Source organism: Vibrio scophthalmi LMG 19158, assembly GCF_000222585.1.
In the GTDB taxonomy this organism is placed as follows: Bacteria; Pseudomonadota; Gammaproteobacteria; order Enterobacterales; family Vibrionaceae; genus Vibrio; species Vibrio scophthalmi.
Genome location: NZ_AFWE01000112.1, coordinates 57,594 through 83,650, shown reverse-complemented (window position 1 = coordinate 83,650; position 26,057 = coordinate 57,594). Strand labels below are relative to the sequence as shown.

Annotated in this window: 24 protein-coding genes; 11 read left to right on the top strand and 13 right to left on the bottom strand. The window is 45.4% G+C overall.

Going from position 1 to position 26,057, the window contains the following annotated elements; genetic code table 11:
- Positions 1-86: 86 nt before the first annotated feature.
- On the bottom strand, positions 87-377 hold the full coding sequence (locus tag RH88_RS09490) for a hypothetical protein (protein WP_038219239.1): 291 nt from the start codon (positions 375-377) through the stop codon (positions 87-89).
- A gap of 224 nt (positions 378-601) precedes the next feature.
- Here RH88_RS09490 and RH88_RS09485 point away from each other — a divergent pair, with 224 nt between their 5' ends.
- From RH88_RS09485 to RH88_RS09470, 4 genes are all read left to right on the top strand, one after another.
- A complete protein-coding gene (locus RH88_RS09485; RefSeq protein WP_005595332.1) occupies positions 602-1,138 on the top strand; it encodes a DUF924 family protein in 537 nt (178 codons plus the stop codon).
- Positions 1,139-1,735: a LysE/ArgO family amino acid transporter gene (locus tag RH88_RS09480; protein ID WP_005595330.1), complete on the top strand. Its 597-nt coding sequence runs from the start codon at positions 1,139-1,141 to the stop codon at positions 1,733-1,735. It begins immediately after the preceding gene.
- A 79-nt stretch (positions 1,736-1,814) separates the two neighbouring features.
- On the top strand, positions 1,815-2,225 hold the full coding sequence (locus RH88_RS09475) for a VOC family protein (RefSeq protein WP_005595328.1): 411 nt from the start codon (positions 1,815-1,817) through the stop codon (positions 2,223-2,225).
- Positions 2,222-2,470: a Rho-binding antiterminator gene (locus tag RH88_RS09470; protein WP_005595326.1), complete on the top strand. Its 249-nt coding sequence runs from the start codon at positions 2,222-2,224 to the stop codon at positions 2,468-2,470. Before RH88_RS09475 ends, RH88_RS09470 begins: the two co-directional genes overlap by 4 nt.
- 72 nt (positions 2,471-2,542) lie before the next feature.
- Here RH88_RS09470 and RH88_RS09465 read toward each other — a convergent pair whose 3' ends face one another.
- Entirely contained in the window at positions 2,543-3,109 is a 567-nt protein-coding gene (locus tag RH88_RS09465) for an aldolase/citrate lyase/malate synthase family protein (protein WP_005595324.1), read from the bottom strand.
- A gap of 160 nt (positions 3,110-3,269) precedes the next feature.
- Between RH88_RS09465 and RH88_RS09460 the strand changes: the two genes are divergently transcribed.
- Complete coding sequence (locus RH88_RS09460) at positions 3,270-4,790, top strand: DUF3612 domain-containing protein (protein ID WP_005595322.1); 1,521 nt, start codon at positions 3,270-3,272, stop codon at positions 4,788-4,790.
- Positions 4,791-5,097: 307 nt separating this feature from the next.
- On the opposite strand, the gene RH88_RS09455 is transcribed toward RH88_RS09460, so the two are convergent.
- Positions 5,098-6,465, bottom strand: coding sequence for a diguanylate cyclase (locus RH88_RS09455; protein WP_005595320.1), 1,368 nt, complete (start codon positions 6,463-6,465; stop codon positions 5,098-5,100).
- 221 nt (positions 6,466-6,686) lie between these two features.
- Between RH88_RS09455 and RH88_RS09450 the strand changes: the two genes are divergently transcribed.
- From RH88_RS09450 to RH88_RS09440, 3 genes are all read left to right on the top strand, one after another.
- Complete coding sequence (locus RH88_RS09450; RefSeq protein ID WP_005595319.1) at positions 6,687-7,268, top strand: alpha-ketoglutarate-dependent dioxygenase AlkB family protein; 582 nt, start codon at positions 6,687-6,689, stop codon at positions 7,266-7,268.
- A gap of 119 nt (positions 7,269-7,387) precedes the next feature.
- On the top strand, positions 7,388-8,458 hold the full coding sequence (locus RH88_RS09445; protein ID WP_005595318.1) for a DUF3541 domain-containing protein: 1,071 nt from the start codon (positions 7,388-7,390) through the stop codon (positions 8,456-8,458).
- A 250-nt stretch (positions 8,459-8,708) separates the two neighbouring features.
- Entirely contained in the window at positions 8,709-9,866 is a 1,158-nt protein-coding gene (locus RH88_RS09440; protein WP_005595316.1) for a GGDEF domain-containing protein, read from the top strand.
- Here the strand turns inward: RH88_RS09440 and RH88_RS09435 are convergent.
- The 4 genes from RH88_RS09435 to RH88_RS09420 form a co-directional block, all read right to left on the bottom strand.
- Positions 9,863-10,165, bottom strand: a complete 303-nt coding sequence (locus RH88_RS09435) for a hypothetical protein (protein ID WP_005595315.1) — start codon at positions 10,163-10,165, stop codon at positions 9,863-9,865. The genes RH88_RS09440 and RH88_RS09435 overlap by 4 nt on opposite strands.
- 291 nt (positions 10,166-10,456) lie before the next feature.
- Entirely contained in the window at positions 10,457-10,735 is a 279-nt protein-coding gene (gene ppnP, locus RH88_RS09430; RefSeq protein ID WP_005595314.1) for a pyrimidine/purine nucleoside phosphorylase, read from the bottom strand.
- Positions 10,736-10,855: 120 nt separating this feature from the next.
- Positions 10,856-11,974 (bottom strand): glycine cleavage system aminomethyltransferase GcvT, encoded by a 1,119-nt coding sequence (gene gcvT, locus RH88_RS09425; RefSeq protein WP_005595313.1) that lies wholly within the window; start codon positions 11,972-11,974, stop codon positions 10,856-10,858.
- 277 nt (positions 11,975-12,251) lie between these two features.
- Positions 12,252-12,875, bottom strand: a complete 624-nt coding sequence (locus tag RH88_RS09420; RefSeq protein ID WP_005595312.1) for a helix-turn-helix domain-containing protein — start codon at positions 12,873-12,875, stop codon at positions 12,252-12,254.
- A gap of 623 nt (positions 12,876-13,498) precedes the next feature.
- On the opposite strand from RH88_RS09420, the gene gcvH reads away from it, so the two are divergent.
- Positions 13,499-13,879 carry a glycine cleavage system protein GcvH gene (gene gcvH, locus RH88_RS09415; RefSeq protein ID WP_005595311.1) on the top strand — a complete coding sequence of 127 codons (381 nt, stop codon included), beginning with the start codon at positions 13,499-13,501 and terminating at the stop codon, positions 13,877-13,879.
- Positions 13,880-14,003: 124 nt separating this feature from the next.
- Positions 14,004-16,871 carry an aminomethyl-transferring glycine dehydrogenase gene (gene gcvP / locus RH88_RS09410; RefSeq protein WP_005595310.1) on the top strand — a complete coding sequence of 956 codons (2,868 nt, stop codon included), beginning with the start codon at positions 14,004-14,006 and terminating at the stop codon, positions 16,869-16,871.
- Between the two features lie 356 nt (positions 16,872-17,227).
- On the opposite strand, the gene RH88_RS09405 is transcribed toward gcvP, so the two are convergent.
- Positions 17,228-18,118, bottom strand: coding sequence for a LysR family transcriptional regulator (locus RH88_RS09405; protein ID WP_005595309.1), 891 nt, complete (start codon positions 18,116-18,118; stop codon positions 17,228-17,230).
- A 116-nt stretch (positions 18,119-18,234) separates the two neighbouring features.
- On the opposite strand from RH88_RS09405, the gene RH88_RS09400 reads away from it, so the two are divergent.
- Positions 18,235-20,256 (top strand): alkyl/aryl-sulfatase, encoded by a 2,022-nt coding sequence (locus RH88_RS09400; protein WP_005595308.1) that lies wholly within the window; start codon positions 18,235-18,237, stop codon positions 20,254-20,256.
- A 169-nt stretch (positions 20,257-20,425) separates the two neighbouring features.
- Here the strand turns inward: RH88_RS09400 and RH88_RS09395 are convergent, their stop codons facing one another.
- From RH88_RS09395 to RH88_RS09375, 5 genes are all read right to left on the bottom strand, one after another.
- A complete protein-coding gene (locus tag RH88_RS09395; RefSeq protein ID WP_005595306.1) occupies positions 20,426-21,442 on the bottom strand; it encodes a CNNM domain-containing protein in 1,017 nt (338 codons plus the stop codon).
- Entirely contained in the window at positions 21,439-22,815 is a 1,377-nt protein-coding gene (locus RH88_RS09390; RefSeq protein ID WP_005595304.1) for a hemolysin family protein, read from the bottom strand. The genes RH88_RS09395 and RH88_RS09390 overlap by 4 nt, the downstream gene beginning before the upstream one ends.
- A 337-nt stretch (positions 22,816-23,152) precedes the next feature.
- Positions 23,153-23,422, bottom strand: coding sequence for a DksA/TraR family C4-type zinc finger protein (locus RH88_RS09385; protein WP_005595302.1), 270 nt, complete (start codon positions 23,420-23,422; stop codon positions 23,153-23,155).
- A gap of 366 nt (positions 23,423-23,788) precedes the next feature.
- Complete coding sequence (locus RH88_RS09380; RefSeq protein ID WP_005595300.1) at positions 23,789-24,931, bottom strand: mandelate racemase/muconate lactonizing enzyme family protein; 1,143 nt, start codon at positions 24,929-24,931, stop codon at positions 23,789-23,791.
- Positions 24,932-25,045: 114 nt separating this feature from the next.
- Positions 25,046-26,017: a DMT family transporter gene (locus RH88_RS09375; RefSeq protein ID WP_005595299.1), complete on the bottom strand. Its 972-nt coding sequence runs from the start codon at positions 26,015-26,017 to the stop codon at positions 25,046-25,048.
- Positions 26,018-26,057: the final 40 nt, after the last annotated feature.

Sequence of the window (26,057 nt, the reverse complement as noted above, 5' to 3'; positions counted from 1 at the left end):
AAACGAAGTCGAATTGCGATAAATCACCAAAAAACGCAAAGGGGAGCATACCGCTCCCCTTTCTTATTTGATTGCCACGCGCCAAACTAGCGACTCGGTTTTAGTAGTAAGTTATTGCGCGCTAGCCCTTTACGCACACTACTGCACATTTTACCAAAACGTCGAATCTCATCAAATTGGGGGATGATGCCGCGTGACAAAGCACTCTGCCAATAGGTGAGTTCACCATCAACCATCTCCAGCAACTTTTTAGGACAGCCGACACAATTTCCTTTGCTACCACAAACATAGGTTTCAGGCTCATACAAAGGCAGCTCTTCCAACACTTGCGTGATGATGTCTTGCATCGCAGTGATGCGATCTGGCTTTTTCAACATCGACATAATTAATTCGGCACGTAGATTACGGGCGACAAATTATATGCCTGACCAGACAAATATCAACTCCCTGCCGTTTATTTATTCCGCACCTCGTTGCGAGTAAGCTTGCCATTTTGTCATTATTGAATCTGCGCTATATTGTTAAATCAATCGCTTGGAAGGCAACCTATCGCCAACAGGCGTACTCTAGGCAAAACGCACGTGTAAAGAAAGGAGTTCACATGCAACAACAAGTTCTCGATTTTTGGTTTAACCAACTCGAAGCAAAAGATTGGTTCGTTGCCAATCAAGAGGTTGATAACACCATCCGTGATCAATTTGGTGATTTACTCAAGCAAGCATCACAAGCGGAACTGTTCACATGGCGCGTCACACCGGAAGGTCGTTTAGCCGAGATCATTGTGCTTGACCAGTTTTCACGCAATATTTACCGCAATACCCCACAGGCTTTCAGCCAAGATCCATTAGCGCTCGGGCTTGCGCAGGAAGCGATTCGGTTAGAGGCTGACAAGTCACTCACCACCATTGAACGATCCTTCTTATACATGCCTTTTATGCACAGTGAGTCTGCTGCTATTCATAAACAAGCCGTCGTTCTATTTTCTCAACCGGGCATGGAAAATAACTACGATTTTGAACTCAAGCACAAGCTAATCATTGACCGCTTTGGCCGTTACCCACATCGAAACGTAATCTTAAGCCGTGAAAGCACAACCGAAGAAATCGAGTTTCTCAGCCAACCGGGATCTAGCTTCTAAATGAGTACCTATCTTGCTGGATTGGCGCTAGGACTATCACTGATCATTGCGATTGGCGCACAAAATGCGTTTGTTCTAAAGCAGGGTATTCAACGCCAGCATGTCTTTTTAGTTTGCTTACTGTGCGCGGCCTCGGATGCCATTTTGATTGCGGCCGGAGTTGCCGGGTTTGGCGTGTTGATAAAGCAATTTCCGAATTTGGAACTGTTTGCACGTTACGGCGGAGCACTGTTTCTATTTTGGTATGGCTTGCGCAGTCTCTATTCCGCATGGAACACCAACCATGCATTAACCCCACAAGGCGATTCGCAAGCCAGTGCTGGACGTACTGCATTACTCTGCTTGGCTTTTACTTGGCTCAATCCCCATGTCTATCTTGATACCGTCGTATTATTAGGTTCGATTTCCACCCAGTACGAACCCAATAAACTACACTTTGCCTTAGGTGCTATCTCAGGATCATTCTTATTTTTCTTTGCCCTAGGATACGGTGCAAGATTACTTGCTCCAATATTTCGCCATCCACGCTCATGGAAGGTGTTAGAAGCAATCATTGGCATCGTAATGCTGCTACTGGCTGCAAAATTGCTCGTGTAGGATTGTAGGTTGAATATAGTATGTTTAATAGAGGATCACTCACTGAGCTAGATAAACGTTATTGCGTAGGTAATTTGATATGATTGAGATCATCGGGTTAGACCACATCGTGTTACGTACTAGTCGAATCACAGCAATGCTTGAGTTTTATCACCACATCCTCGGTTGCCGTATCGAGCGTACCCTACCCGACCTAGGCTTAACGCAACTCAGAGCCGGTCACGCTTTGATAGACATCGTGACTGTTGATAGCGAACTGGGACAATTAGGCGGTAAAGCACCACAGCAAAATGGTCGTAACCTTGACCATTTTTGTTTACAAATCGCCGCTCGCGACGAAGACACTCTATTACGTTATCTCCATCAGCATGATATTCAAACCGAATCGTTTGTTGAACGTTATGGTGCACAAGGCTTTGGCCGCTCGCTCTATATCAGAGATCCTGAAGGTAATATCGTCGAACTCAAACCGTTTAAGGAACCATCATGATTTCATGCCAGCAATACGATTACCTTGAAATCGCCTGTCTTTATCATTTTTTGGTACGTATCACCCTAAAAGATCAATCCGTGTACGAAGGTGTCGCGCAAGACACACGCTATAACGAGCATCATCAAGAGTGTTTATTAATAGAAATCAAACAAGAAGAAATATTGCTACCAACAGAGTTAATGGTTTCACTCCAAGCACTCACCGACAACCCTCACTTCTCTTTGATTGAGTTCAACACATAATAATTCCAGCCATTTGGCTGGAATTTACTTACCTGTTTTCACCGAATTTGCACTCAGTGACCACAACACACCTTACAGTTTGAAGCAGCAATCAAGTCGGTAGTCATCACCGTTCTTAGCGGTGTATTCCTTATCTTCACTGCAGGCACATGGACGGCCCTTTTGATCCCCTTTCACCAAGCTAATCCAATGGCGCATCGCCGCACTTGAATCCGCTTGTGGGAATGTGGTGCACGTTTCCATCTGGATATCATCAATATCGATATGTTCAACTGCCCCAGTGCCTTTGTGGTGACCAAACAGCACTTCCATGTGGCTACCATTGCCATCGCGTAGCACAATGGAATGTGGGTCTTCTTTTTCACCAGTAAAAGCCACAAAGTGCTTAGGGTGCTTCAAACCACTATGACGGCCATCTTTGAAGTAAGCCATTACGTGGCGGTAATCAATCACATAAGCAGTTACATCACTGTGTGAACCATTCTCAAGCGGAAACAGTCTATCAAGTAGCTGCTTAGCTTTGAGTTGTTTCTCTGTTGCTTGTTCAGCATTGATTGCTTCCACGGCAAAGACTGCATTTGCAATAAATGGCGCTGTATTCGTTTGAATCTCATTATTATCGAAAGTTTGCATATTCATAGTCTTTCCCTCGCGGATAACACATCATCTAAGTCCCTACGCAGTTCATGAAACTTGTTTAGCAATTTAATGACAAATTTGTGAACTTGCATACTTTGTAGATTAGCGAATTTTTGACTACAATTTCACAACAAAAATTTTACAATGTGAATTTTACAAAATGTCCTTGTCAAAAAGCTTGATACGTCAGTCCCATTTCCTAGGAACAAAAATTAGGAATCTTAGGAAGCGTAACCATTTAACGATGGAAGATCTCTCTGCGCGTTGCATTCGAATCAATCCTGAATATGCACCCTCCGTTTCTTATCTCTCGATGATAGAGCGAGGAAAGCGCGTACCAAGCATCGATATGCTTGAAGTGATCGCCGAAGTATTCCAAAAAGATCCGGCTTGGTTTTTAGATGATGAGCCTGCTCACGAAGCCATTACCCCCGATAAAGGCAACCGCGGTGGGATCAGCGGCATGGCGCTCGAGCCAAGCTTTCTGTTCTCAAAAGACATTTTACAAATCGCCATCCCAGAAATGCTCTCGCAAACCGGCATTACTGGTCGTCAATTTGCGCACCTTTTGATCCGTGCTCATCAAGAGAGTCATCAAAACCACTTTCCCGATCTCGAAAGAGCTGCGGAAGAGGTTGGCCTCAAGCGCTTGAATTTGTCGGCGCAAGATCTTATGGATATCGCTCGTAGTATGGGGCTGACGATTCGTTGGATTTCCCGCTCGCCACAAGATGTGATCGATGAACTGGGGGTCAGCGCAAAACAAGTGGTCACTTCGTTTTTTGAACCGCCGGGCTTTATCTATATTAATGAAATTCTGCGTGATTACCCCACTCGTCTCAAGTATGACCTAGCGGTTTATATCGGCCATTGCGTCTTGCACTCAAAAGAAGGCTTAAAAAGTGTTCTTTCGGTCGGTCATGCAAATAGCTGGGAAGAGCATCCGGATCAAAACAGCAGCTCAGAGTTAAACTCGAAAGATATTTTGCAAGCATGGCGCGATTTTGAATCCAGTTTCTTCGCTGGCGCCTTGCTCTGCCCTAAAGTGCCCTTTCGTCAGTTGCTCGATCGCAATGGTTACGAAATAGACGTACATAAAAAGGCGGGAGTTTCGCCATCCGTTGCAATGCGACGAATGACCGTTGTATCGCCTTATCCTCACTGGCACTATTTCGACGCTTATGGCCAAAACAAGCTCAAAGCGGTGTATCGCGGTAATGGCATCCCGCTACCGTGGGGGAATATGCGTAAAGTAAACGACCCCTGCCAACACTGGGCAGTATTTAGACGTTTATCTGAACCACAGAGTGCCACTTCTGCACAAATCTCTATTTTGCACGTTGGGGATGAACCGCGAATCTATTGCTGCGAATCGATCAACATGACCGACCCTGCGGGTAACAATCGCGTATTGTGTGCCGGGATAGATCTCAACCCCGCCATCGATGCGCAAGGCGGCCAATCGCGTGCCATTGCTGAAGAGTTAAAAGCCTTGTGTGTAGAAAGTGGTGGCAGCGCACCAATACCAAGGCATATCCAGCAAGAATTTACTACGATTGCGAAAATACTGAATATCAATTGGGTCGAAAGAGGGCTCTATTCTGACGCACGAGTTATCTGCTCACGCGGAGCCGTTTGCCCACGACAACCAAGTTGTTATCAGCGTTGTGGTGATAATTAACGGAGTAAAGTGATAAACCGACTGCGTTACTGAAATGTAGGCAGAAAAAAAGCCAATCACAATAAAGGTGATTGGCTATGTATGATTGTGAACAAATATTCGGTTCACTAACAACGTCAGTTGGCTAGGTGACCCTCGGCTTAATAAGGGTCATTTCTAATAAAGCACAATGCGTGCCAAGTTTTCAATTTATCTAAATGATTGTTTTTGGTTAATTATTCAGCTGTTTCATGAAAACATCATGCATAGCGCTTTTGCAAAATGCAAATCTGATATATTTTGCAAATGTGTTTATTGCAAATTGCAATTACCCTTGTTGGCGATGTTGATTTTTAACTTGATACATTCGGCTATCAGCTAACTTAAACATCTCCTCCACGCTCATAAATCTTCGGTCGTAGAGTGCATAGCCAATGCTCACTTCAATGTTGATAGCGTGATGCTCATACATAATTGGGGTCGTACTCACTGCTCGATTAATTGTATCCATGATGGCTTCTACATCTCGCTCAGCCATCACTCGAGGCAACAGAACCAAAAACTCATCGCCTCCAACCCTTGCGACTATGTCTGAAGCCCTTAGCGCGCCCTGAATTCGTTGTGCTGTCGCTTTCAATACTTTGTCCCCCGCATCATGGCCTAACTGGTCATTAACCGCTTTAAACTTATCGAGATCGATATTGACCAAGGCGAAACCCTCATTCACGGCAGAGCTTACCGCCAGTGAGAATTGGTGCTGAATAGTAAACATAAAGTAACGTCGATTAGGTAAGCTCGTCAGCTCATCGTGTAGCGAGCGTTCGTTTGCAGTGTGGTACATACGTGATATCGCAAGAAACGACAGCGAGATGGCAAGTAAGGCGCTATAGCCAATAATGCGCGCGCTGTGTACTTGATACCAATCCAGTTGATTTAAGAAATCATTTCTTGCTGAGGCCGCAATCACCCAATGTCCATAGGGAAAATATACATTTTCAATTGCAAAAGCATTGGTGAAGGTTTCTTTTTCACCGAAGAACATCTCCCCCGCATGGCCAGAGCTATCGACCCCACGTAGAGCGATATTATATTGCTGATCTAACCGATATACGCCTGCGTCTTCAAAAAGAGCGGTCAAATCAATCACAACGCTGCACACTCCCCAATAGTTTTGGTTAAAAGGAGCATCGGTAAAAATAGGCAAGCGAGCAATCAAGTGCCGGCCTCCTTGATACAATTCCACAGGCCCTGCAATAAACGTTTCTTTTATCGATTTGGCTTTCTGAATCGAAGACCATTGTTCGGGAACCATCCGATAATCTAGCCCTAATACGGACTCATTACCCTCAAGCGGATAGATATACTTAACCACATCATCGGGCGCTAGCCCAATCACACGAATATGGCGACTACGTTGATAAACATTTTCAGCCAATTTGTTCCAATCCAGTTTCTTCATATCAGGATTTAGTGCGACCAAAACTGGCAAGCTATTCAAAACATAGATATCAGAGACAATCAACGACTCCAAACGAGAACGCACTAAGGAAAGATCTTCTTTGGCATCTTCTTGTTCTAACGAATTGAGGTATTGCTGTTGATAGCGATTTAAATACTCCACCCCCATCACAGCAATGAGCATAAACATTACCCAACATAAAAATAACGGCCAATACCAGCCTTGGCGGCGCTTCATTCTACCGCTCCCCCTTAAACAAGCTAAATGCGACTCGCTAAAGCGCTATTAGCCAAAAAAAACAACTTGGCGCTACTATTGCTTTGCATGCTACTGTCATGATCAACAGAGCGAGGCTGCAATTTATATTTTTATCATTAGTAAACTATAATACGCGGCGTAGAATTCACCGTCAAAAAAGGCAATTTATTGATAAATTGAGCCGATAGTGGAGAAAATAGATGGAAAAAAGCAGGAAATGGCAAACTGTGCAGGATGGCAAGCTCTTATACCTGCCCGACTTTATCGCTAAAGAAGAAGCCGATGCTCTCCATTCACTTTTGTTGCATCGAACCGCTTGGCAGCAAAAATCCATCTCTCTATTTGGTAAAACAATTCCGCAGCCTCGGCTCATCGCTTGGTATGGTGAGCGCAACTATCAATATTCAGGACTGACACTCGAAGCTCAACCAATGCCACAAGGAATCATCGCTATAAAACAGCGATGCGAACAGGTATGCCAAAGTCAGTTCAACTCCGTCTTATTAAATCTCTACCGCGATGGTCAAGACTCAATGGGATGGCATCAAGACAATGAGCCCGAGCTTGGTGTTAACCCCGTGATAGCTTCTCTCAGCTTGGGGGCAAGTAGAATGTTTGCTCTTAAACATACCCAAAGTGGTGAAACTATTCGCCTAGAGCTTTCCCACGGCGCTTTGCTCGTAATGGGCGGGACCTTACAGCATTACTGGAAACACGCTTTACCTAAAACAAAACGGCCTAAAGAGCCGCGAATTAATCTCACCTTCCGCACCATCAAATAGGGCCATTTATTGAATTATTTCGACTTTAAATAACTTTACGTGAATCTGACTGATTACTCACATTGACAACAGTAATGTTTGTTATTGTTGTATACTCATCATTTTACTAGGGATATTCGATGCGCCGCTATTTTCTCACCCTCATACTTGGCCTAACCCTATCACATTCTGCTTTCGCTGATACACAGAGTGAACAATACCAACAATCAGCTGATTTGATCCGCCAAACTTATGAGCAAAAGCTCTTCACACTGCCTGCTTTCAAAGAAGGCCACTATGGTTTGCGAATGTATCGCCAAACATTAGATAAAAAATACTCCGCGGCAATCTGGAGTGATCTTGCCCGCGTCGCGAGCCGATTAAATTACTTCGCAGCAGACGTAAACACTCCGGAACAAATCTATCTTTATTCAGAAAAACGCCTAGAAGGTTACGTTGGTGACGAAGATGAACGCAGCATGCGCCGCTATACCGTCACAAAACACACACCAGAATATCTCTACCTGGGCGTCGACTTACTTGGCTCGATGGCAAGAGCAAATGAATATGGCCTCAAGCACCAACAAGATGCAAAATTGCGTCAAGTGATCCGCCGTTACGATTTTAACCACTACGCCAGTGATCCTGAGATGATTCGCGCTTGGGCAGCGCAGCTAGCCAATCAAGTTTACTGGTTACGCCAACTTGGCGAACAAGATGTCGTACCGGCTTTTATCGAAGCATTTCGCAAAACCTACCCTGACGATAAAGACAGCAAACTCTCTCCGCAACAATACGGCAACAAACTGTATGGCATGACGCACATCATTTTTGCTGAATCAGAGTATTACCAAAAACAGGTCAACGAAAAAGATCATCAATGGATCTATGACTACTATCGAGACAATATCGATGAGATTCTGATCCGCGCAAAAGAAGATGTCATCGCAGAAGTAGGGATTAACTTCTTACTTGCCGGCCTTGAAAATGACCCAGTGGTGGCCAAAACACGCGCGGCCATTGCCGCAGCCGTTAATAAGCAGCATGGTATGGTACCTTCAAATACTGGCGACTTTGACTTTTCCAAAGGTGAGCACCGCAATGTACTCGCGATCATGTTGCTCGATTGGCAACAAGTAAACCAAGCGCCAACCTACACCAATCAACCTGAGATCTTCACGCGACTTCCTTATGGGCTTGAAGCCAAATAACCCATCATACGCCCTCCTCCGAGGGCATCTTTTTATCAAAAAAAGCACCACTACTCGCTCATCAACGTCAATCTGCATGATCTTAGCGGATCAAATAACCCGAGCAACTTTCCGCTTTGTAACGAAATCACACTATAGATTCATATAATTTCAAGACCTTGGTCACAGTAAAACACCGCTATCCAGACTTCAGAGTGAATTTAATCTCCTAGACTTAGGGCAGAATATGAGTCAGGAGGCATAGCTACAAATGAGTAATTTTGTCGGCAGACACTTAGAAGAAATGGCAGATATCCGTGCAACTCGAAAATGTAAATTGGTGCGCCTATGCTCGCTACTCTCTATCTGCGTGTTGACTGGTTATGGTTTTGCTTACTTCGCGAACCATGAAAATGTATTCGCGACCATCAACTTTGTCTGTTGCGTGGTGTTAGCCCTTAATCTTTGGCACCTTCACTACCATCGCAGCCTCAATTACTCAGACCTAATCCTCACTGGCGTACTCATGCTGCAAGGCGTGATATTGCTTCTCTACAGTGAACGCTTTCCTGATCGCTTAATGTGGATTTTCCCTATTATCGCCGCAACGATTTTGATCAATGAATTTAGAACCGGTCTTTTGTTCAGTGTGTCCTTTTGCGCCTTAGCGATCGCCGCAAGCCTTTTTACCGATGCGGTTTTTACTCAGTTGGATACCTCACATGAGCGTTTCATTCTAAGCCTTGTCGTCATCTGCTTGATCTGCAATACCGCCTCTTTCTACTACTCTAAAATGCTCAACTATATCCAATCGCTCTACCGTGAAGGCATAGAAGATCTTGCCTACCTCGATCAATTAACCGGGCTGGCTAATCGGTGGAGTTTTGAACATTGGGCAACCAAAAAATTGGCAGAAATAGTCCACTTACCTTCAACAACCGCTCTGGTCTTTTTAGATATTGATGACTTTAAAGAAATCAATGACACCTATGGGCATGAAGTGGGCGATCGAGTGTTACAACAGTTCTCCAAACGGTTAAAGAACAACATTAGAACCCGAGATCGTGACAGTAATAAACACGACTACTCAATCGCAAGATTTGCCGGAGATGAGTTTGTCATTTTACTTTACGATGTGCGCAGCAAACAGGATCTAGAAGGTATTTTGCATCGAATTTGTCATTTATTTCAGGACAGTTATTCAGGTTCGAAACAGGTCAGCAGCTTAACCGTTAGCGTCGGGGTAGCGTTATATCCTCAAGATGCAGATAACTTACACGAGTTAACACGTTGCGCGGATAAAGCGATGTATGCGGCGAAACATAAGGGGAAGAATCAATTTCAGTATTACCATGGTGACACACTTTGTTCACTGCAAGAGATTCCCACATTAACAGAGGGCAATGTCAGACAGATCAACAACGCTTAACCGGTCATGTACATCACCCAAAGTAACCCAACTAACGCAACAATGAGCCAAATAGCGTAACGAACAGAACGCTTATTTTCCGATAACGAGGGAACAATCGGCTTGAGTACTCGCTTTTTCGCACGTTTCACGATTGCATCGTCTTCACTAAGATCTAAATCCTCCGCACGTTGACGCTGCTCTCGCGCAATCTGAGCACGATTAGCGACTCGACCGAAGCGATGAAGTTGATCAGGAGTAAAACCTTCATCAGGATCATAACGTGAATTTGAGTCAGTACGTCGGGAACCAACTGCCATACTTACCTCCTCATAAACGATTATGGATAGTATAAGTATAGTCAACTGATTGAATTGTAGACACGGATATTACGAACTCACCCATCGAATTTATCGAACATAATGGTCAGTTTTACCAAGGGGAGTTGATAGAAAAAGTAACGCAGAATAACGCTAAGATTTTTACTTATACTCAATAGCTGCAATATAAGTGGGGATTGGGGAAAGAATTATAACCGACGAAGACATCATCCACTGTCGTCTGCAATTTGAAGCAGTTTGGTTAATGCCGCGCCTAAGCGCGGCACTTTTTTATAGATATTCGCAGAAATATGCGGTCGCCATTTCAACACGAAGTTCAAATGAAGAATCACCTGAAACGTTAAATGACTCACCGTCTTTGAACGTAGTCCAATCAAGCTCACCTTCACGTTTGATCGTTAGTGCACCTTTAATCACAGTCATTTTCTCTGGAGATGCAGTACCAAAGGTATATTCACCAGGAGCCATAACGCCCACACTTGACTCATCGCTTAGTTGAGTAAACGCTAGTGACTGTACATTACCTTCAAAATAAACATTGTGTTTCATTTTTCTTCCTTGAGCTTGCTGAATAATAGTCATCGACTCAACACTATCGCTCAGCCGATTTTAAAGTGATCTTTTATCCTAAATTTATCCGTCCAACAAGCACTAAGTGAATAAAATCAATTAGCCTCGGAAATACCTTTGTGGAACAAATGGCATCTTTTCGATCGTCATCGGTAGCATCTTTCCGCGAACTTCAGCGAAAACTTGTGTGCCGACGGTGGCAAGATCGGCGCTCACATACCCCATCGAAACTGGCTTACCTGCTGAAGGTCCTGCCGTTCCGCTGGTTACATTGCCAATTCGCTGACCATCAGCATCAAACAACTGACAACCTTCGCGCACTGGCGCTTTGGTTTCTCCAACTAACCCCACGCGTTTGCGCGCAACTTGCTTTGTTTCAATCTGAGTAAGAATAATGTCTGCCCCCGGAAAACCACCAGCACGCGCTTCACCAGAGCGGCGTACCTTTTGAATGCCCCATAATAAACTCGCTTCGACAGGGGTAGTGGTTTCATCCAAATCATGGCCATACAGACACAAACCGCACTCAAGACGTAAAGAGTCACGAGCACCAAGCCCAATCCACTCCACTTCCTCTTCGGCAAGCAATGCTTGTGCTAATGCTTTCGCATGTTCAGCTGGCACTGATATTTCATAGCCATCTTCACCGGTGTAACCACTGCGAGAAATGAGGCAATCCACACCGAGCAAAGAATACTGACCGACATCCATAAAGATCATCTCTGCCACCGCAGGTTGTAAACGCTGTAAAACATTCACCGCTTTAGGCCCTTGCAATGCAAGTAGGGCACGATCTTCAATCACCTCAAGCTCAACCCCTTGCGGAAGATGATGTTGTAGATGAGCAATATCTTGCGTTTTACATGCCGCATTAACGACAACAAACAAATGGTCACCTAAGTTGGCCACCATCAAGTCATCCATAATGCCACCTTGAGCGTTGGTAAAAAACGCATAACGCTGATTGCCTACCGGTAAATCGATAATGTCGACTGGCACTAAAGTTTCAAGAAATGCTGCCGCATCCACGCCTTTTAAACGCAATTGCCCCATGTGTGACACATCAAATAAACCTGCCTGTTCACGAGTGTGTAAATGTTCTTTTTTTACGCCTAACTTGTATTGAACTGGCATATCGTAACCGGCGAAAGGGACCATTTTCGCCCCCGCTTCAAGATGCAAATCATGCAATGGTGTGGTCAGTAGCACTTCAGTCATGGGGATCTCCAAATGTCCGTTTGGTTCTACTTCTGATTCCTGCGATCGAGTTAAGCAGGAACCTATAAGAAATCTTGTTTCCGATAATAAACATGATAGTGGTGAGTTTGCACGGTTAAAATTTACCCATAGATGTAAAGTGTGACATTTAACATTTTACGAACATTCGTTGCCATGTTCATTGCCATGCAAAGAGGCATAAAATAATAAGAGCTGGCTTAGGCCAGCTCAAGATATCCATGATTACAATGTGTATTTCCAATTGGAAACAACCTGCTTATTTTGCGGTTACCCAAAGAATATGAGCATCTTCATCACTGATTGAAACCAGCATATGCCCCATATTGGCATCATAATAAACACTGTCACCCTCACCCAAAACAACCGGTTCATAGAATTCGGAATAGAAGGTAACAGAGCCTGTAAGAATCAATAAAAACTCTTCACCTTCATGCCTAACCCAATCGCTATATTCATCAAAGGAACGGGCACGAACACGACTTTTAAATGGCATCATCTTCTTATTGAGCAATTGCGTGGCCAGTAATTCATGCTCGTAAGTTTGTGTCGGGTGCGGTTTTCCTTGCCCTTGCAATGTAATATCCCTACGACCAGTTGCCACATTTTTCTCCGGTTTTTCAAATAGTTGAGGCATATCTATTTGCAAGCCGTTGGCCAACTTTTGCATCGCCTGGAAGGTTGGCGATATTTGCTCGTTTTCAATTTTGCTTAACGTTGAACGTGCCAACCCGGTGCGCTGACTAGCCTCTTCCAAGGTAATACCTAAGCGGGCGCGGATCTCTTTGATGCGTACTCCCAGCTTCAATGGCGCAATAGTCTGCTCTTCGCTCTCTTTAGCTAGTGTTAATGATGGATACTCATCATAAATCTCTTCCGCCATGCATCCCCCAGCGAATTAAACATCCTGTATGACGTTGCATTGTGCAATAAGCCCTCAGAATAAAAAAGGATAAAAGTTCACCAATCGTGGGGTCGCTAACAAATTCTGAAACTATGTTTCCTATAGGAAATTTTGGGGTTGATTGTTTTTACATCAACCGCTATGTTACCGAGATGTTAGCTGAAAATCGTTTAATCAAGGCGCTTGTAACCGTTCAATAAGGCAGAATCAGAGGCTCGATGCTCACCAAGAGGTCACTCACCTTATTCGAAATAAACATAGCGTAGAAGCCATGACTAAACAGAGCGTAATTCAGTGACCGGTCACTCAAAAATCCGCATTAAAGTAATGCAAACTGATCAATGCGGACTTGTGATCGATAATGAGGTCAGGCGATGTTTTGCTGATTAGCGTCTTGAAAGAGACTTGCTCAGCAAAACAGACAAGCCGCGGCTTTGGCGTAGCACAATTTAGACTCAGTAATTTAGACGTAATAATTTAGACGCAATGGTAGCAAGCAAGTGCAGAGTGTTTAGGGCCTTCCTAACACGTAAAGAAGAAAGATGAGATAACATCTGCCAGCACTCTCTTTTTACCTAAAAATGAAATGTGGAGATCAAGCAATGGACAAAACCCTCAAGTTTACAGACAGCCACGAATGGGTGCGTGATAACGGTGATGGTACTGTAACCATCGGCATCTCTGAGCATGCACAAGAAATGCTTGGTGATGTTGTTTTCGTAGACTTACCTGAAGTCGAAGCAGAAATCGATGCAGGTGAAAACTTCTCATTAGTTGAATCAGTGAAAGCCGCATCAGACATCTACGCGCCTGTCACCGGTGAAATCATCGAAGTGAACGAGGAGCTTGAGGACAGTCCTGAGCTTATCAACGAAGAACCATACGAAGGCGGTTGGATCGTCAAAGTGAAATTGTCTGATCCGGAAGAGTTAAACGATCTCAAAGACGCAGACGAATATTTAAGCTCTATCGAAGAAGAATAATAAATCAGCAAAAGCTGCCCATGAAAGTGGGCGGCTTTTTTTAAAGGCTCGTATTAATGGATATCGGTATCTTTTTCTCAACAGAGTCAAAAGCCCCGACATCCGAGCCAGAAGGTAAAGGATAATGACAACACTACTTCAAAGCCTCAGCACTCGACATGAGTTCGTTGCTCGCCACAACGGACCAAACAAAGCCGACCAACAAGCAATGCTCGATGCTATCGATGCAAAAAGCTTGGATGAGTTGATCATTCAAACCGTGCCAGCACAAATCCGCTTGGAAAAACCACTCATGCTCACCGAAGCCAAGAGTGAAGCCGATATGCTTGCCGCCATGAAACAGTTTGCCAAGCTTAATCAAATTAAGCGCACTTACATTGGCCAAGGGTACTACAACACCTTCACGCCAAATGTTATTTTGCGTAATGTATTCGAAAATCCAGGTTGGTATACCGCTTATACGCCTTACCAACCGGAAATCTCACAAGGCCGCCTTGAAGCACTACTCAACTTCCAACAAATGGTGATGGACTTAACTGGCATGGAAATCGCCAATGCATCCTTGTTGGATGAAGCCACTGCGGCTGCGGAAGCGATGACCCTATGCAAACGAGCAGGCAAGAGCAAAAGTAACCAGTTCTTCGTCGCTACGGATGTGCACCCACAAACTATTGAAGTGGTTAAAACCCGTGCAAAATACATCGGTTTTGACGTAATCGTTGACGACGTTGACTCACTGCCGAACCACGATGTGTTCGGAGCTTTAGTTCAATACCCATCGACCACGGGTGAAGTACGCGATATCACTGATATCATTAGCGCCGCGCAAGCCAACAAAACTCTAGTGACCGTCGCCACCGATCTGCTTGCCAGCACACTTTTAAAACCTGCGGGTGAAATGGGCGCCGATGTAGTGATAGGCTCTGCTCAGCGTTTTGGTGTGCCAATGGGTTATGGTGGCCCACACGCCGCCTTCATGGCGACCAAAGACAAACACAAACGTACCATGCCTGGTCGCGTTATCGGTGTTTCCATTGATGCTAAAGGTAACCAAGCACTGCGCATGGCAATGCAAACTCGTGAGCAACATATCCGCCGCGAGAAAGCGACCTCAAACATCTGTACTGCGCAGGCACTACTGGCCAATATGGCCTCGTTCTACGCGGTATATCATGGTGCAGAAGGCTTGCGTACTATCGCTCGTCGCACACACCATATGACGGCAATCCTTGCCGCTGGGCTAACTAAGTCAGGTTACGAACTGGCACATAATAGCTTCTTTGACACCATTACCATCAACAGTGGTGATCAAACCGAAGCGCTCTATCAAAAAGCTCAGTCAAACGACATCAACCTTCGCTTACTAAAATCTTCACACCAACTCGGCGTGAGCTTAGATGAAACCACCACTGTCGCGGATATCGACGCACTCTTTAACATTTTTGATATCAAAGAAAATGTGTCTGCACTCGCTTCGGATATAGAGAAAAATGAGTTTGCTGCGATTCCTGAATCTTGTCGTCGCACCAGCTCATATTTAACGCACCCAGTGTTTAACACTCATCACAGTGAAACGCAGATGATGCGTTACCTTAAACAGCTAGAAAATAAAGACTTCTCGCTCACTCATGGCATGATCCCGCTGGGCAGTTGTACCATGAAACTCAATGCCGCTGCCGAAATGATTCCTGTCACTTGGCCAGAATTTGGCGCACTACATCCATTTGTTCCGCTTGAGCAAGCCGCTGGTTACACTGCGCTGGCAAAAGATCTGAAAGAGAAACTGTGTGAGATAACCGGTTACGACGACTTCTCGCTACAACCAAACTCTGGAGCGTCAGGCGAATACGCTGGGCTTATCGCCATTCAGCGTTACCATGAAAGCCGTGGCGACGCACATCGTAATGTCTGTTTGATCCCAAGCTCCGCGCATGGCACTAACCCTGCTACAGCCTCTATGGTGTCAATGAAGGTCGTGGTCGTGAAATGCGACCAAGAAGGTAACATCGATATTAGCGATCTGGCAGATAAAATCGAAAAACACCGCGATAACCTTTCCAGCATCATGATCACCTACCCTTCAACCCACGGCGTGTATGAAGAACAAGTGAAGCTTGTGTGCGAGATGGTGCACCAAGCGGGCGGCCAAGTGTACCTTGATGGTGCCAATATGAACGCGCAGGTGGGCTTAACCACACCAGGCTTTATTGGCTCAGACGTTTCGCACCTTAACCTACACAAAACCTTCTGTATTCCGCATGGTGGTGGTGGCCCAGGCATGGGACCTATTGGGGTGAAATCGCACCTTGCACCTTTCCTACCCGGTCATATTGAAAATGGGGTCGAAGGCGAAGCGTTTGCCGTATCCGCTGCAGATCTCGGCAGTGCGTCAATTCTACCTATCTCATGGGCTTATATTGCCATGATGGGCGAAGTAGGCTTAACCGAAGCAACCAAGGTGGCAATTTTGAATGCCAACTATGTTATGGAAATGCTGCGCCCATACTACCCAGTGCTTTACCGAGGCACCAATGGCCGTGTGGCGCACGAATGCATTATCGATATCCGTCCGCTCAAAGAGGCCACAGGAATTAGCGAGGAAGACATTGCCAAACGCTTGATGGATTACGGCTTCCACGCGCCAACGATGTCGTTCCCGGTGGCGGGCACGTTGATGGTTGAGCCAACCGAATCGGAAGACTTGGAAGAGTTAGACCGCTTCTGCGAAGCCATGGTTGCGATTCGTTTAGAGATGGACAAAGTGAAAAATGGTGAATGGCCGTTAGACAACAACCCACTGGTGAATGCACCACATACGCAAGTGGATCTGTCTGATGACCAATGGGCTCATCCTTACTCGCGTGAGGTTGCGTGTTTCCCATCTTACGCCACCAAGCAATCGAAATACTGGCCGACCGTAAACCGCGTCGATAATGTTTATGGCGATCGTAATTTGATCTGCTCATGCCCAAGTGTGGATCATTATCAGTAGGAGTGTGAGGATAACCAATTAAGTTGGTTAATTCTTAATAATTCAAAAGCGAACCGAATGGTTCGCTTTTTGGTTATTGGGCTAAGCTATCTGGCGTCAATCAACTTAGCGACTCTGCTAGCGATGATATCGCCGTCGCGTATCTGAACAACTCCGTGTTACGACGAAATGGAGCCTCTTCTCATTCAGATAACTGTTCTATTCCAAATCGCGTGAGCCTCTAAAAGTGACAAGCCAAATTCACTAACCCACTACACCTGAAACGTTTTGAGGCATTTTTGATTCTGACTGTTATGTCTGTCCCTAATAAAAAGTACCTACTCCGGCAACTTTATCGCGAGTGTCCTTAGTAAAGGTTAAAAATAGGACTTAATTTTTTCTCGCAACCACATGTTGGCGGGGCTTCTTCTCTCGCGATTATGGGCTAATAAGCGGTATTTGACGGGCTTGAGAGTAAACGGGCAATCCAACACTTGGATGCCTAACTTATCGGCAAATGCAGTTGCGATACTTTCCGTCACAATCGCAATGCAATCACTCGTCGAAACCATCGTCATCAGCGACACCAGAGAGGTACATTCCGCAGCGACTTGTCGCTCGCTTAAGCTCTCCTCAGTGAAATAATCCGCCATATAAGTATCTTCGCGGCGTAATTTCAACGTGATGTGCTTCTCAGCATAGAACTGTTCGCGAGTTATTGCACTTTCGACTCTAGGGTGCCCTTTTCTCGCAATAACAAGTACTCGATCTTCAAACAGCTCTTCAATAAAAAAAGAACCTGTCGAGTAGTTAGATAATTCAATCGCAAGGTCAGCTTGATATTGATTAAGAGCCTGAATCAGCGCTTCTTCATTAGAATGTGTTGGCAGCAATTCAATGGTGACATTACCTAAGCTGTCATCAGCTTCTAGCTTAGGCAGCAGCATTAGCATCACCGGTTCCGATGTATAAAGCACAAACTTACGTGGATTCTGGGTTGAAAAGCCCTCTAACCCTTCCAGCGCATTACTAATTTGAACCAATGCAGGCTCAACATGGCGCATTAACTCTTGTGCATGCTGTGTCGGTGCGATCCCTCTACCGGAGCGAACAAATAACTGACTGCCCACCTGCTGCTGCAAACGTTTGAGTAAACCGCTCACTCCCGGCTGAGTTAATCCCATCTCTTCCGCCGCCAAGGTAATCGATTGATGGCGATAGACCACCACAAAGACTTTGAGCAAATTTAGATCGATGTTCGTCAGCATCCTTCCTCCAAACATAACATTTCATGATGTGTTAAATACAGTTTCATGGATGTATTGCGATGTGTCAATCCGCTAAATTACATCCATACCCGATACGCATCCCAAAGAGGTTCCCTATGAAAACTCGTTTTACTCCATCCGTTCTTTCTCTGGCAGTCATTGTCTCATTTGGTGCAACCGCTAACGACTATGCCTCTATTGATACTTACGAGGGAAAACCCGCTTCTAAGTTCACGGAAAATGCCAATACCGCCACCGCGAAAATACTTCCTTGGGATGACACCTCTGCGTTTGAACGCACGACCCGTGGACTGATTGCTGAATTTGGTACACATGAAGCCGGCGAGCTAAAAAACCGTTTTGAATACATGGCTGATATGTCTGTTAACGATTTACCAGCAACCGTTAACCCATCAATTTGGCGTCAAGGCATGTTGAATTACGCCGCTGGAGGCTTATACCAAGTGACTGATGGCGTCTATCAAATTCGTGGGGCAGACTTATCCAACATGACCATCTACCGCACCGATAACGGTTATGTGATTCACGATCCTCTGCTGTCTCGTGAAGCGGCGGCGGCCTCTTGGGAATTTGCTAAACAGCACCTACCTGCAATCAATGGCGAGCATAAAATTACTGGCATGATCTACTCGCACATGCATGCTGACCATTTTGGTGGCTCTCGTGGCGTATATGAATCTGGTGATTTCGCAAAAGATGCAGAAATCTATGCGCCAAAAGACTTTATTAAAGAGCTCGCAGACGAAAATGTGATTGCAGGCTCCGCAATGGGACGCCGTGCAAACTACCAGTACGGGACAACATTGGATAACAACACGAAAGGCATAGTGGACAACGCGCTTGGCCTTGGCACATCGCGAGGTGAAGTAACGCTAGTGGCACCAACAAAAGAGATTCAAGAACGTGAAAAAGTGATCACCATTGATGGACTCGATTTCCACGCGATCAACATGCCAGGAGCAGAAGCACCTGCCGAAATCGTACTCTACGTACCACAATACCGCTCACTCAATACCGCTGAACTGACTTACGACGGCATGCACAATATCTATACTTTCCGTGGTGCTAAAGTTCGTGATGCGCTGGTTTGGACAAAATACCTCACTGAGCTAAAAATGCGCTTTGTCGATTCAGGTTTAGTCGACAATATTCACGCCGCGCACTCAGCGCCGGTATGGGATAAGGCTGATACTGACGTCAACGAAATTTCTGAGTACATGGCACTACAGCGTGATAACTATGGCTTTATTCACAACCAATCCATGCGCCTTGCAAATCACGGTGTCACCATCCACGATGTGGGCCGCCAAATCGAAGAGATCGTTCCGCAATCTCAAATCGACACATGGCATACGAATGGTTATCACGGCTCATACAGCCACAACGCTCGTGCGGTCGTAAACCTCTACCTCGGTTACCATGATATGAATCCGGTAAACACAAACCCGTTGCAAACCAAAGATCAGTCATGTGTCTATGTCAATGCGGCAGGCGCGGACGTAATGTACAAAGCCGGTATGACGCATTTCAATGCAGGGGAATATCAGCAAGCATCGCAGTTGTTTAACGACCTAGTGCAATGTCTGCCGAATAACATCGATTACCGTTTTGCACTCGCAGACAGTTTTGAACAACAAGGTTATCAATCTGAAACTATGGCATGGCGCAATAGTTACTTACAAGGTGCAGTTGAATTGCGTACTGGTGAAATCCAAGAGTCTATCAAGATCGCCTCACCAGATGTCATTGCCAACACGCCAACGGGAATGTTCTTAGACTTTATTGCCGTTAGCCTGAACGCACCAAAAGCAGAAGCGGCGGATCTCAATTTCAACTTTGGTGTTTACCACCCAGATCTTGATGAGCGTTACTACGGTGAAGTGTCTAATGCCAATATGGCAAATATTGAGGTCGATAAGCTGCCAAACGTTGACTTTGAACTGATCATCAACAAAGCCGACTTCACTAAAGTCGTACTCGGTGAAACAACACTAGAAGCACTCTTTAAATCAGGCCAAGCAGGTGTGAAAGGCGATACAGCACTACTAGAACAGCTTGCTGGCACCTTAGATAAGTTTGATGGCATGTTCGAAATACTGCCAATGCCAAACAAGTAAACAACACTCGATGACAAACTACCCATAATAAATAGAGATAAAAAAGGACCGAACATTTTCATGCTCGGTCCTTTTTTGTGCCAGCCAAATAGCATTATGCTGATTGATGGCATCGTTATGTGTTACGTGTTTATATTAAGCGCCGATACTAACGCTTGTCAGCAATGCATTAGTTAGCAGCGGTCGTTGGTAGAACACGTTTTAAAATGTCAGCTAGTGTCACTACGCCAACCATTTTTCCGTCTTTACTGACGACAGCTAACTGCACACTCGCTTTACGCATACGCGCTAGAGCTTCATAAATTGGCGTTTTTGAATCAAGCACATACGCATTACGCGCCACTTCTCGTGCTGGCTTTTCCGCCGGCTCTAAAAGCGTATCACGCACGTGAACCACTAACGGTTTTAAACCTGACTTGCCACAAACAAGAATACGTAAGTGACCCGATGCCATCGCTGCCGCGCGCACTTCAGCAACCGTTGCATTCTTATCAACATGCGCCATCACCTGCCCTTCTGTTACTAGGGTTTCGACAGGGATTGAGCTTAGATCAATCAAGCCAGACAGTTGCTTTTGAATGTTTGGTTTCAGCGTACCAACTTTGCCTGAGTGCTCTACCAGTTGGCGAATAGTATCGACATCTTGCCCACCAACTGCCGCACTTTCTACTGGCTCTACACCAGACGCTTTCACCAAACGGTTGGCAATGCTATTGATCCAATTTAACAATGGACGTAGCGGCCAAACGTAGGCTCTTGCCACAATACCGATGGCTAATGCTGACTTTTCTGGGTGTGCGATAGACCATGATTTTGGCGCCATCTCACCGACAACTAGGTGTAAGAACGTCACCACAAATAGTGCGAAACCAAACGCGGCGGCATCTGCTGCCCAATATGGCAAACCCATTGCTAGAAATACCGGACCAACCCATTGATCGACTGCGGGTTTGGTCACTGCACCCAATGCAAATGTACAGAAGGTGATACCCAATTGAGCACCCGCCAACATCAGCGTTAGATCATTCATACCGCGTAATGCTGCACGCGCTGAAGCGCTTTCAACGGCGATTTCTTCTAAACGGTGACGACGAGCGCCCATCAAAGCAAATTCGATGATAACGAAAAAGCCACTCAATATAATCAGAGCGGTCGTCACTAGAGTGACAATCAAAGGATCGGTCATGCTTCATCCTCCACGATTGGTTGCTCTACCAGTTTTACACGAACCTCAGTAGGTACATGTCGCTCAATACGTAGCACATCCACCTCTAGATGGCGTGCAATTGGCTCACCAGAAGCCAGCTCTGAAGGATCAATTGGCAGCTCAATAGTGACTGTGTCACCTTCCGCAGGCAATGCACCGCGTGCCGCAATCAACATACCCGCAATAGTCTCTACATCGCCGCGTGGTAAGTCATAACCAATCGCACGTTCAACTTCATCAATATGGACATCGCCTTCCATCAACCATACGTTGCCACTTTCAGACACAACTGCATCACCATTATCTTCATCATGCTCATCGGTGATTTCACCCACGATCTCCATCGCCAGATCTTCGATCGTCAACACGCCTGCAAAGCCGCCGTATTCATCGATGACACACGCCAACTGATTTGTTGAAGTCACAAGATGCTCTAGTGCATCAGGCAATCGCATCAAGGTTGGGAGTACCGTTGCAGGTCGCATCACCTCAGCAACCGTGTCGTCCGCATTACCCGCGTCGATTCTCGCCAGTACATCCGATAGATGAACCACACCTACCGGCGCATCATCGTCATTGATCACTGGGTAACGAGTGTGTGCTTGTGCCATTAGTGACAGCAGTTCGGTCAATGTGGTTTCAGGTTCAACCCAATCCACTTGCGAACGAGGCACCATTGCATGTTCCACATCGCGCTCAGGAAAGTCGAGGATACGATCCATCATCAGTGACAATTCCACTGGCAAATCTCCGCTTTCGCGTGAGTTGGCGATGATATGGTGTAAATCTTCTTCCGATGCACTGACATCAAGGTCATGCACAGGTTCGATGCGAACCGCTCGCAGCAGTAAGTTAGCCGATTTGTCGAAGAAGCTAATGATCCAGCCAAACGCAGACATGTAAATCAAAGTCGAACGAGACATCATGCGTGACATTGGCTCTGCGTTAGCAATCGCAAGATTCTTAGGGTAAAGCTCACCCATGATCATCTGCACAACCATCGCAACACCAAGGGTAACGACAGTACCAATCGCAATCCCTGACTCAAGAGATAATCCAAAACCTTGCAATAACATGCCCATCGATTGACCGACGAGTGGCTCGGCAACAAAACCTAATACTAGGCCTGTGACTGTGATACCAAGCTGCGCGCCAGACAACATAAAGCTGGTTCGTTTGGTTACCGCGAGAGCGCGTTTTGCGGCTTCATCACCGGTAGCGGCTAAGGTGGCAAGTTTGGCTCTATCCACCGCCATATAAGCGAATTCTTGCGCAACAAAATAACCGTTTAGCGCAATAATGACCAAGATGAAGAAAATACCGAATAGAAGGGAAAGAAGGGGCTCAATCATTGCTGCGTCCTCCCTTGATAGTTAATACCAGTAAGGGGTGACACAATCGACTAGAGTTGGGGTCCACAAATTAATCCTAAGTAATAATAAGAAGCACAGTATATTCCCGCTGGCGTTAATTCGTCTAGTTAATAGTTACATAATACCCTGATAACAAAATTCGACAGAGTGAACCACTGAAAAAACCATCAACTCAGGAAATACAACGCACTAAGAGCAACTTGAGCGCTCCGACGAGCGCTCACCATTTACTGCGTTACCGCCTGTTACAATATAGAATGAGTGGAGACCGCATTTTTAATCTCGCCATCTCAATGAACGAGCACGTTGCTTTTGATCAACGTAGCTGGCTATCTTTACTCGCGCGGCGGTTAAATAAGCTGCTTGCTTTGAATAGCGCATCTTGCTTTTGCTGACACTCAACACACAACTCAACACCCGGCATGATTTTGCGGCGAGCAGCCGGAATCAACTCACCACACTCCAAACAATAGTCGGTCTCGTTGTACTCTTTATGCAGATTTGCTCGTGCACGGTTAATTGCATCGCTCACCGTCGCATCGATTTGATCTTGAACGCCACCATCTCTGGTGAATCCATTAGCCATAATGATCTCCAAATTTAATGAATGACTAGGAGAGCATTATCAAACAACTGACTCACGTTGATAATCCATCGCGAAAGGGAATCACTATTACACAACTGTAATAATCGTATATAGCTCAATCCGTGATGGTCATTGCGGCATTTTGCTTATTCATATTCACAGAGACAGCTTAACCTTGCGTTAAACTCCATTTTTCCTGGCTTCAAATAAAAAAAGAGACAAACCTAAGTTTGTCTCTTTGCCTGTTCCACTCTATGTCGTCAGCCTAACCCATGACTTAACGACTTACCTTGCTCCCAAACGCTTGGTACGAGTGAACTTTAATTAGAGGCGCAGATTGCCCCCCTACTTAAACGGACGACTTGATTAGTTAACGCGGTACTTTGCGATGATTTCTTCATCAAGCTCAACACCCAATCCAGGGGTATTTGGTACAGCGACGTAACCATCTTCAAATGCAATTTGGTTTTTCACTAGTGACGTAAACAGTGGACTGGTGCTTTGAGAGTACTCAATCAGATCGCCGTGTTCACGAGACGCAAGGAAATGCACCGTTGCTGCAATCAGAATACCGGTTGAGAAGCCGTGTGGTACTAGCTTCATGCCAGCCATGTGCGCCATATCGTAGATCTTAACCATCTCAGTAATACCACCACAACGTGTTACGTCTGGTTGTACAAAGTCAGCGCCTGATTTTTCGATAAAGTTCGCGAACTCGTAGCGAGTCGTTAGTGTTTCACCACCAGCCAGCTTTTGCGAAGTCGATTGAGAAACCTTACGGTAACCCGCTAGCACATCATCGGTGATTGGTTCTTCGATCCATAATAGATTGAACTCTTCTAGCTTCTTCGCCATTTCGATCGTGTGACCCGCAGTGCGCCATGCGCTTGCTAGATCGATAGCGATTTCAACGTCTTTATTGATGCCACGTGCTGTCTCACACACGGTTTTAATGATTTCGTAGTCAGTTTCCGCATTTTTACCTAGCGGACCACCACCAAATTTTAGCGAAGTAAAACCTTGAGCAAGTAGTTCAGTCGTACGAGCAACGTTTTCTTCTTTGATAGCAGAAGGGATAAACGTACCGTAAGCACGGATCTTCTCGCGGAACTTACCACCAAGTAGTTGCCATACTGGTACTTTGTAGAACTGACCAGCAATATCCCACAACGCCATATCGATCGCAGAGATTGCGTGGATCATGGTTGAACGACGGCCAGCATAGTGAGTGCCGTTGTACATTTTTGTGTAAAGACGCTCGATCTCTAGTGGGTTTTCACCAACAAGAAGACGCTCTAGACCTTGTGAAGAACCGTGGCTTTGAGATGCTTTAATGCACGCTTCGATCATCATCGGTGAGCTGTCAGACTCGCCCACGCCTGTGATACCTGCGTTGGTATGAACGCGAATTAATACGCCATCTTCACCCCATTCACAGGCTTCATCAAAAGCAGGAACGCGCAGGTGGATAACTTCTACTTCAGTGATTTTCAATTCGTTAAATAACATTTTATTTCTCTGATATTAATAAGGCTCTTTCCTGCAGGGTAAATCGTGGAGCTATCTAGCGAGCAGGAAAGAGACTGTCAGTGCCAAGACTGACAGTCAATTCGCAGGAATTAATTACGCAGCGGCTTTTTCATCAACAACAGGCTCAATAACCGCTTTCTTAGTGAAGCGATCACCTACTGTGTAGATACATAGCGCGATAACTACGGTTACAACACCAGCCAATTTTTGTAGAGTCATCAACTCACCAAGTAGGAAGTAAGCGACGATCATTGCAAATAGCGGTAGAACGTTCAGTGCCATCGTGGTGATAACGGCATCTTGAGTTTTCAGTGTTGCTACTTCCCATAGTGCATAAGCGATACCAGAACACAGTAAACCTAGCGATAGGATCGTCGCGATGTGTTTGCCGTTCTCAACCAGTACAGAGGCTGAAGCGAAATCTGCGCCAGTCACTAGACCAACAAACAATAGTGCGACTGTTGCTGCACCGAATTGGTAGAAACAGCTTGAGAAAGTGTCGTAACGAGAGTTTAGGTCTGAACCAAATTTACCCAAGATGTAGTTGTAAGTCACAAAGCCAAGCACGCCGAATAGTGCGAATAGGTGACCTAGGTTTAGACCTTGGATTTTATTTGATGGGTCGTAAGCGATAACGCCCGCACCAATTAGAGATAACACTACAGCGAATACTTTTGGTGCAGATGGTTTGATCTTATCAATCACAAATACCGCAAGCATGGTTAGGAACGGAGCCATACCGTTGATAACACCGATTTCACCCGATGAAGTGTATTCGTACGCTAGGATAGTAAAGTAAAAGAACACCGCTTGAGCAGACACACCTGCTGCAGCCAACAGAAAACCGTCTTTTTTGTTTTGAATTTTCTTTAGCGTATGTTTTTTAGAAAACATAAATAGAACAACGAAACCTAGTGTTGCGATCGCGTAACGGGCAATAGCTAGCACAACCGGATCTAGCTTACCAGCGAGAACACCACCGAGAGGGAACGATGCGCCCCATAGAGCAGCACAAACAAGGGCGATAGTTAGACCAACTGATTTATTTGGAGCAGGTTTACTCATTTTCTTATTCTCAAGTGAAGGGGCCGAAACGCCCCTTTTA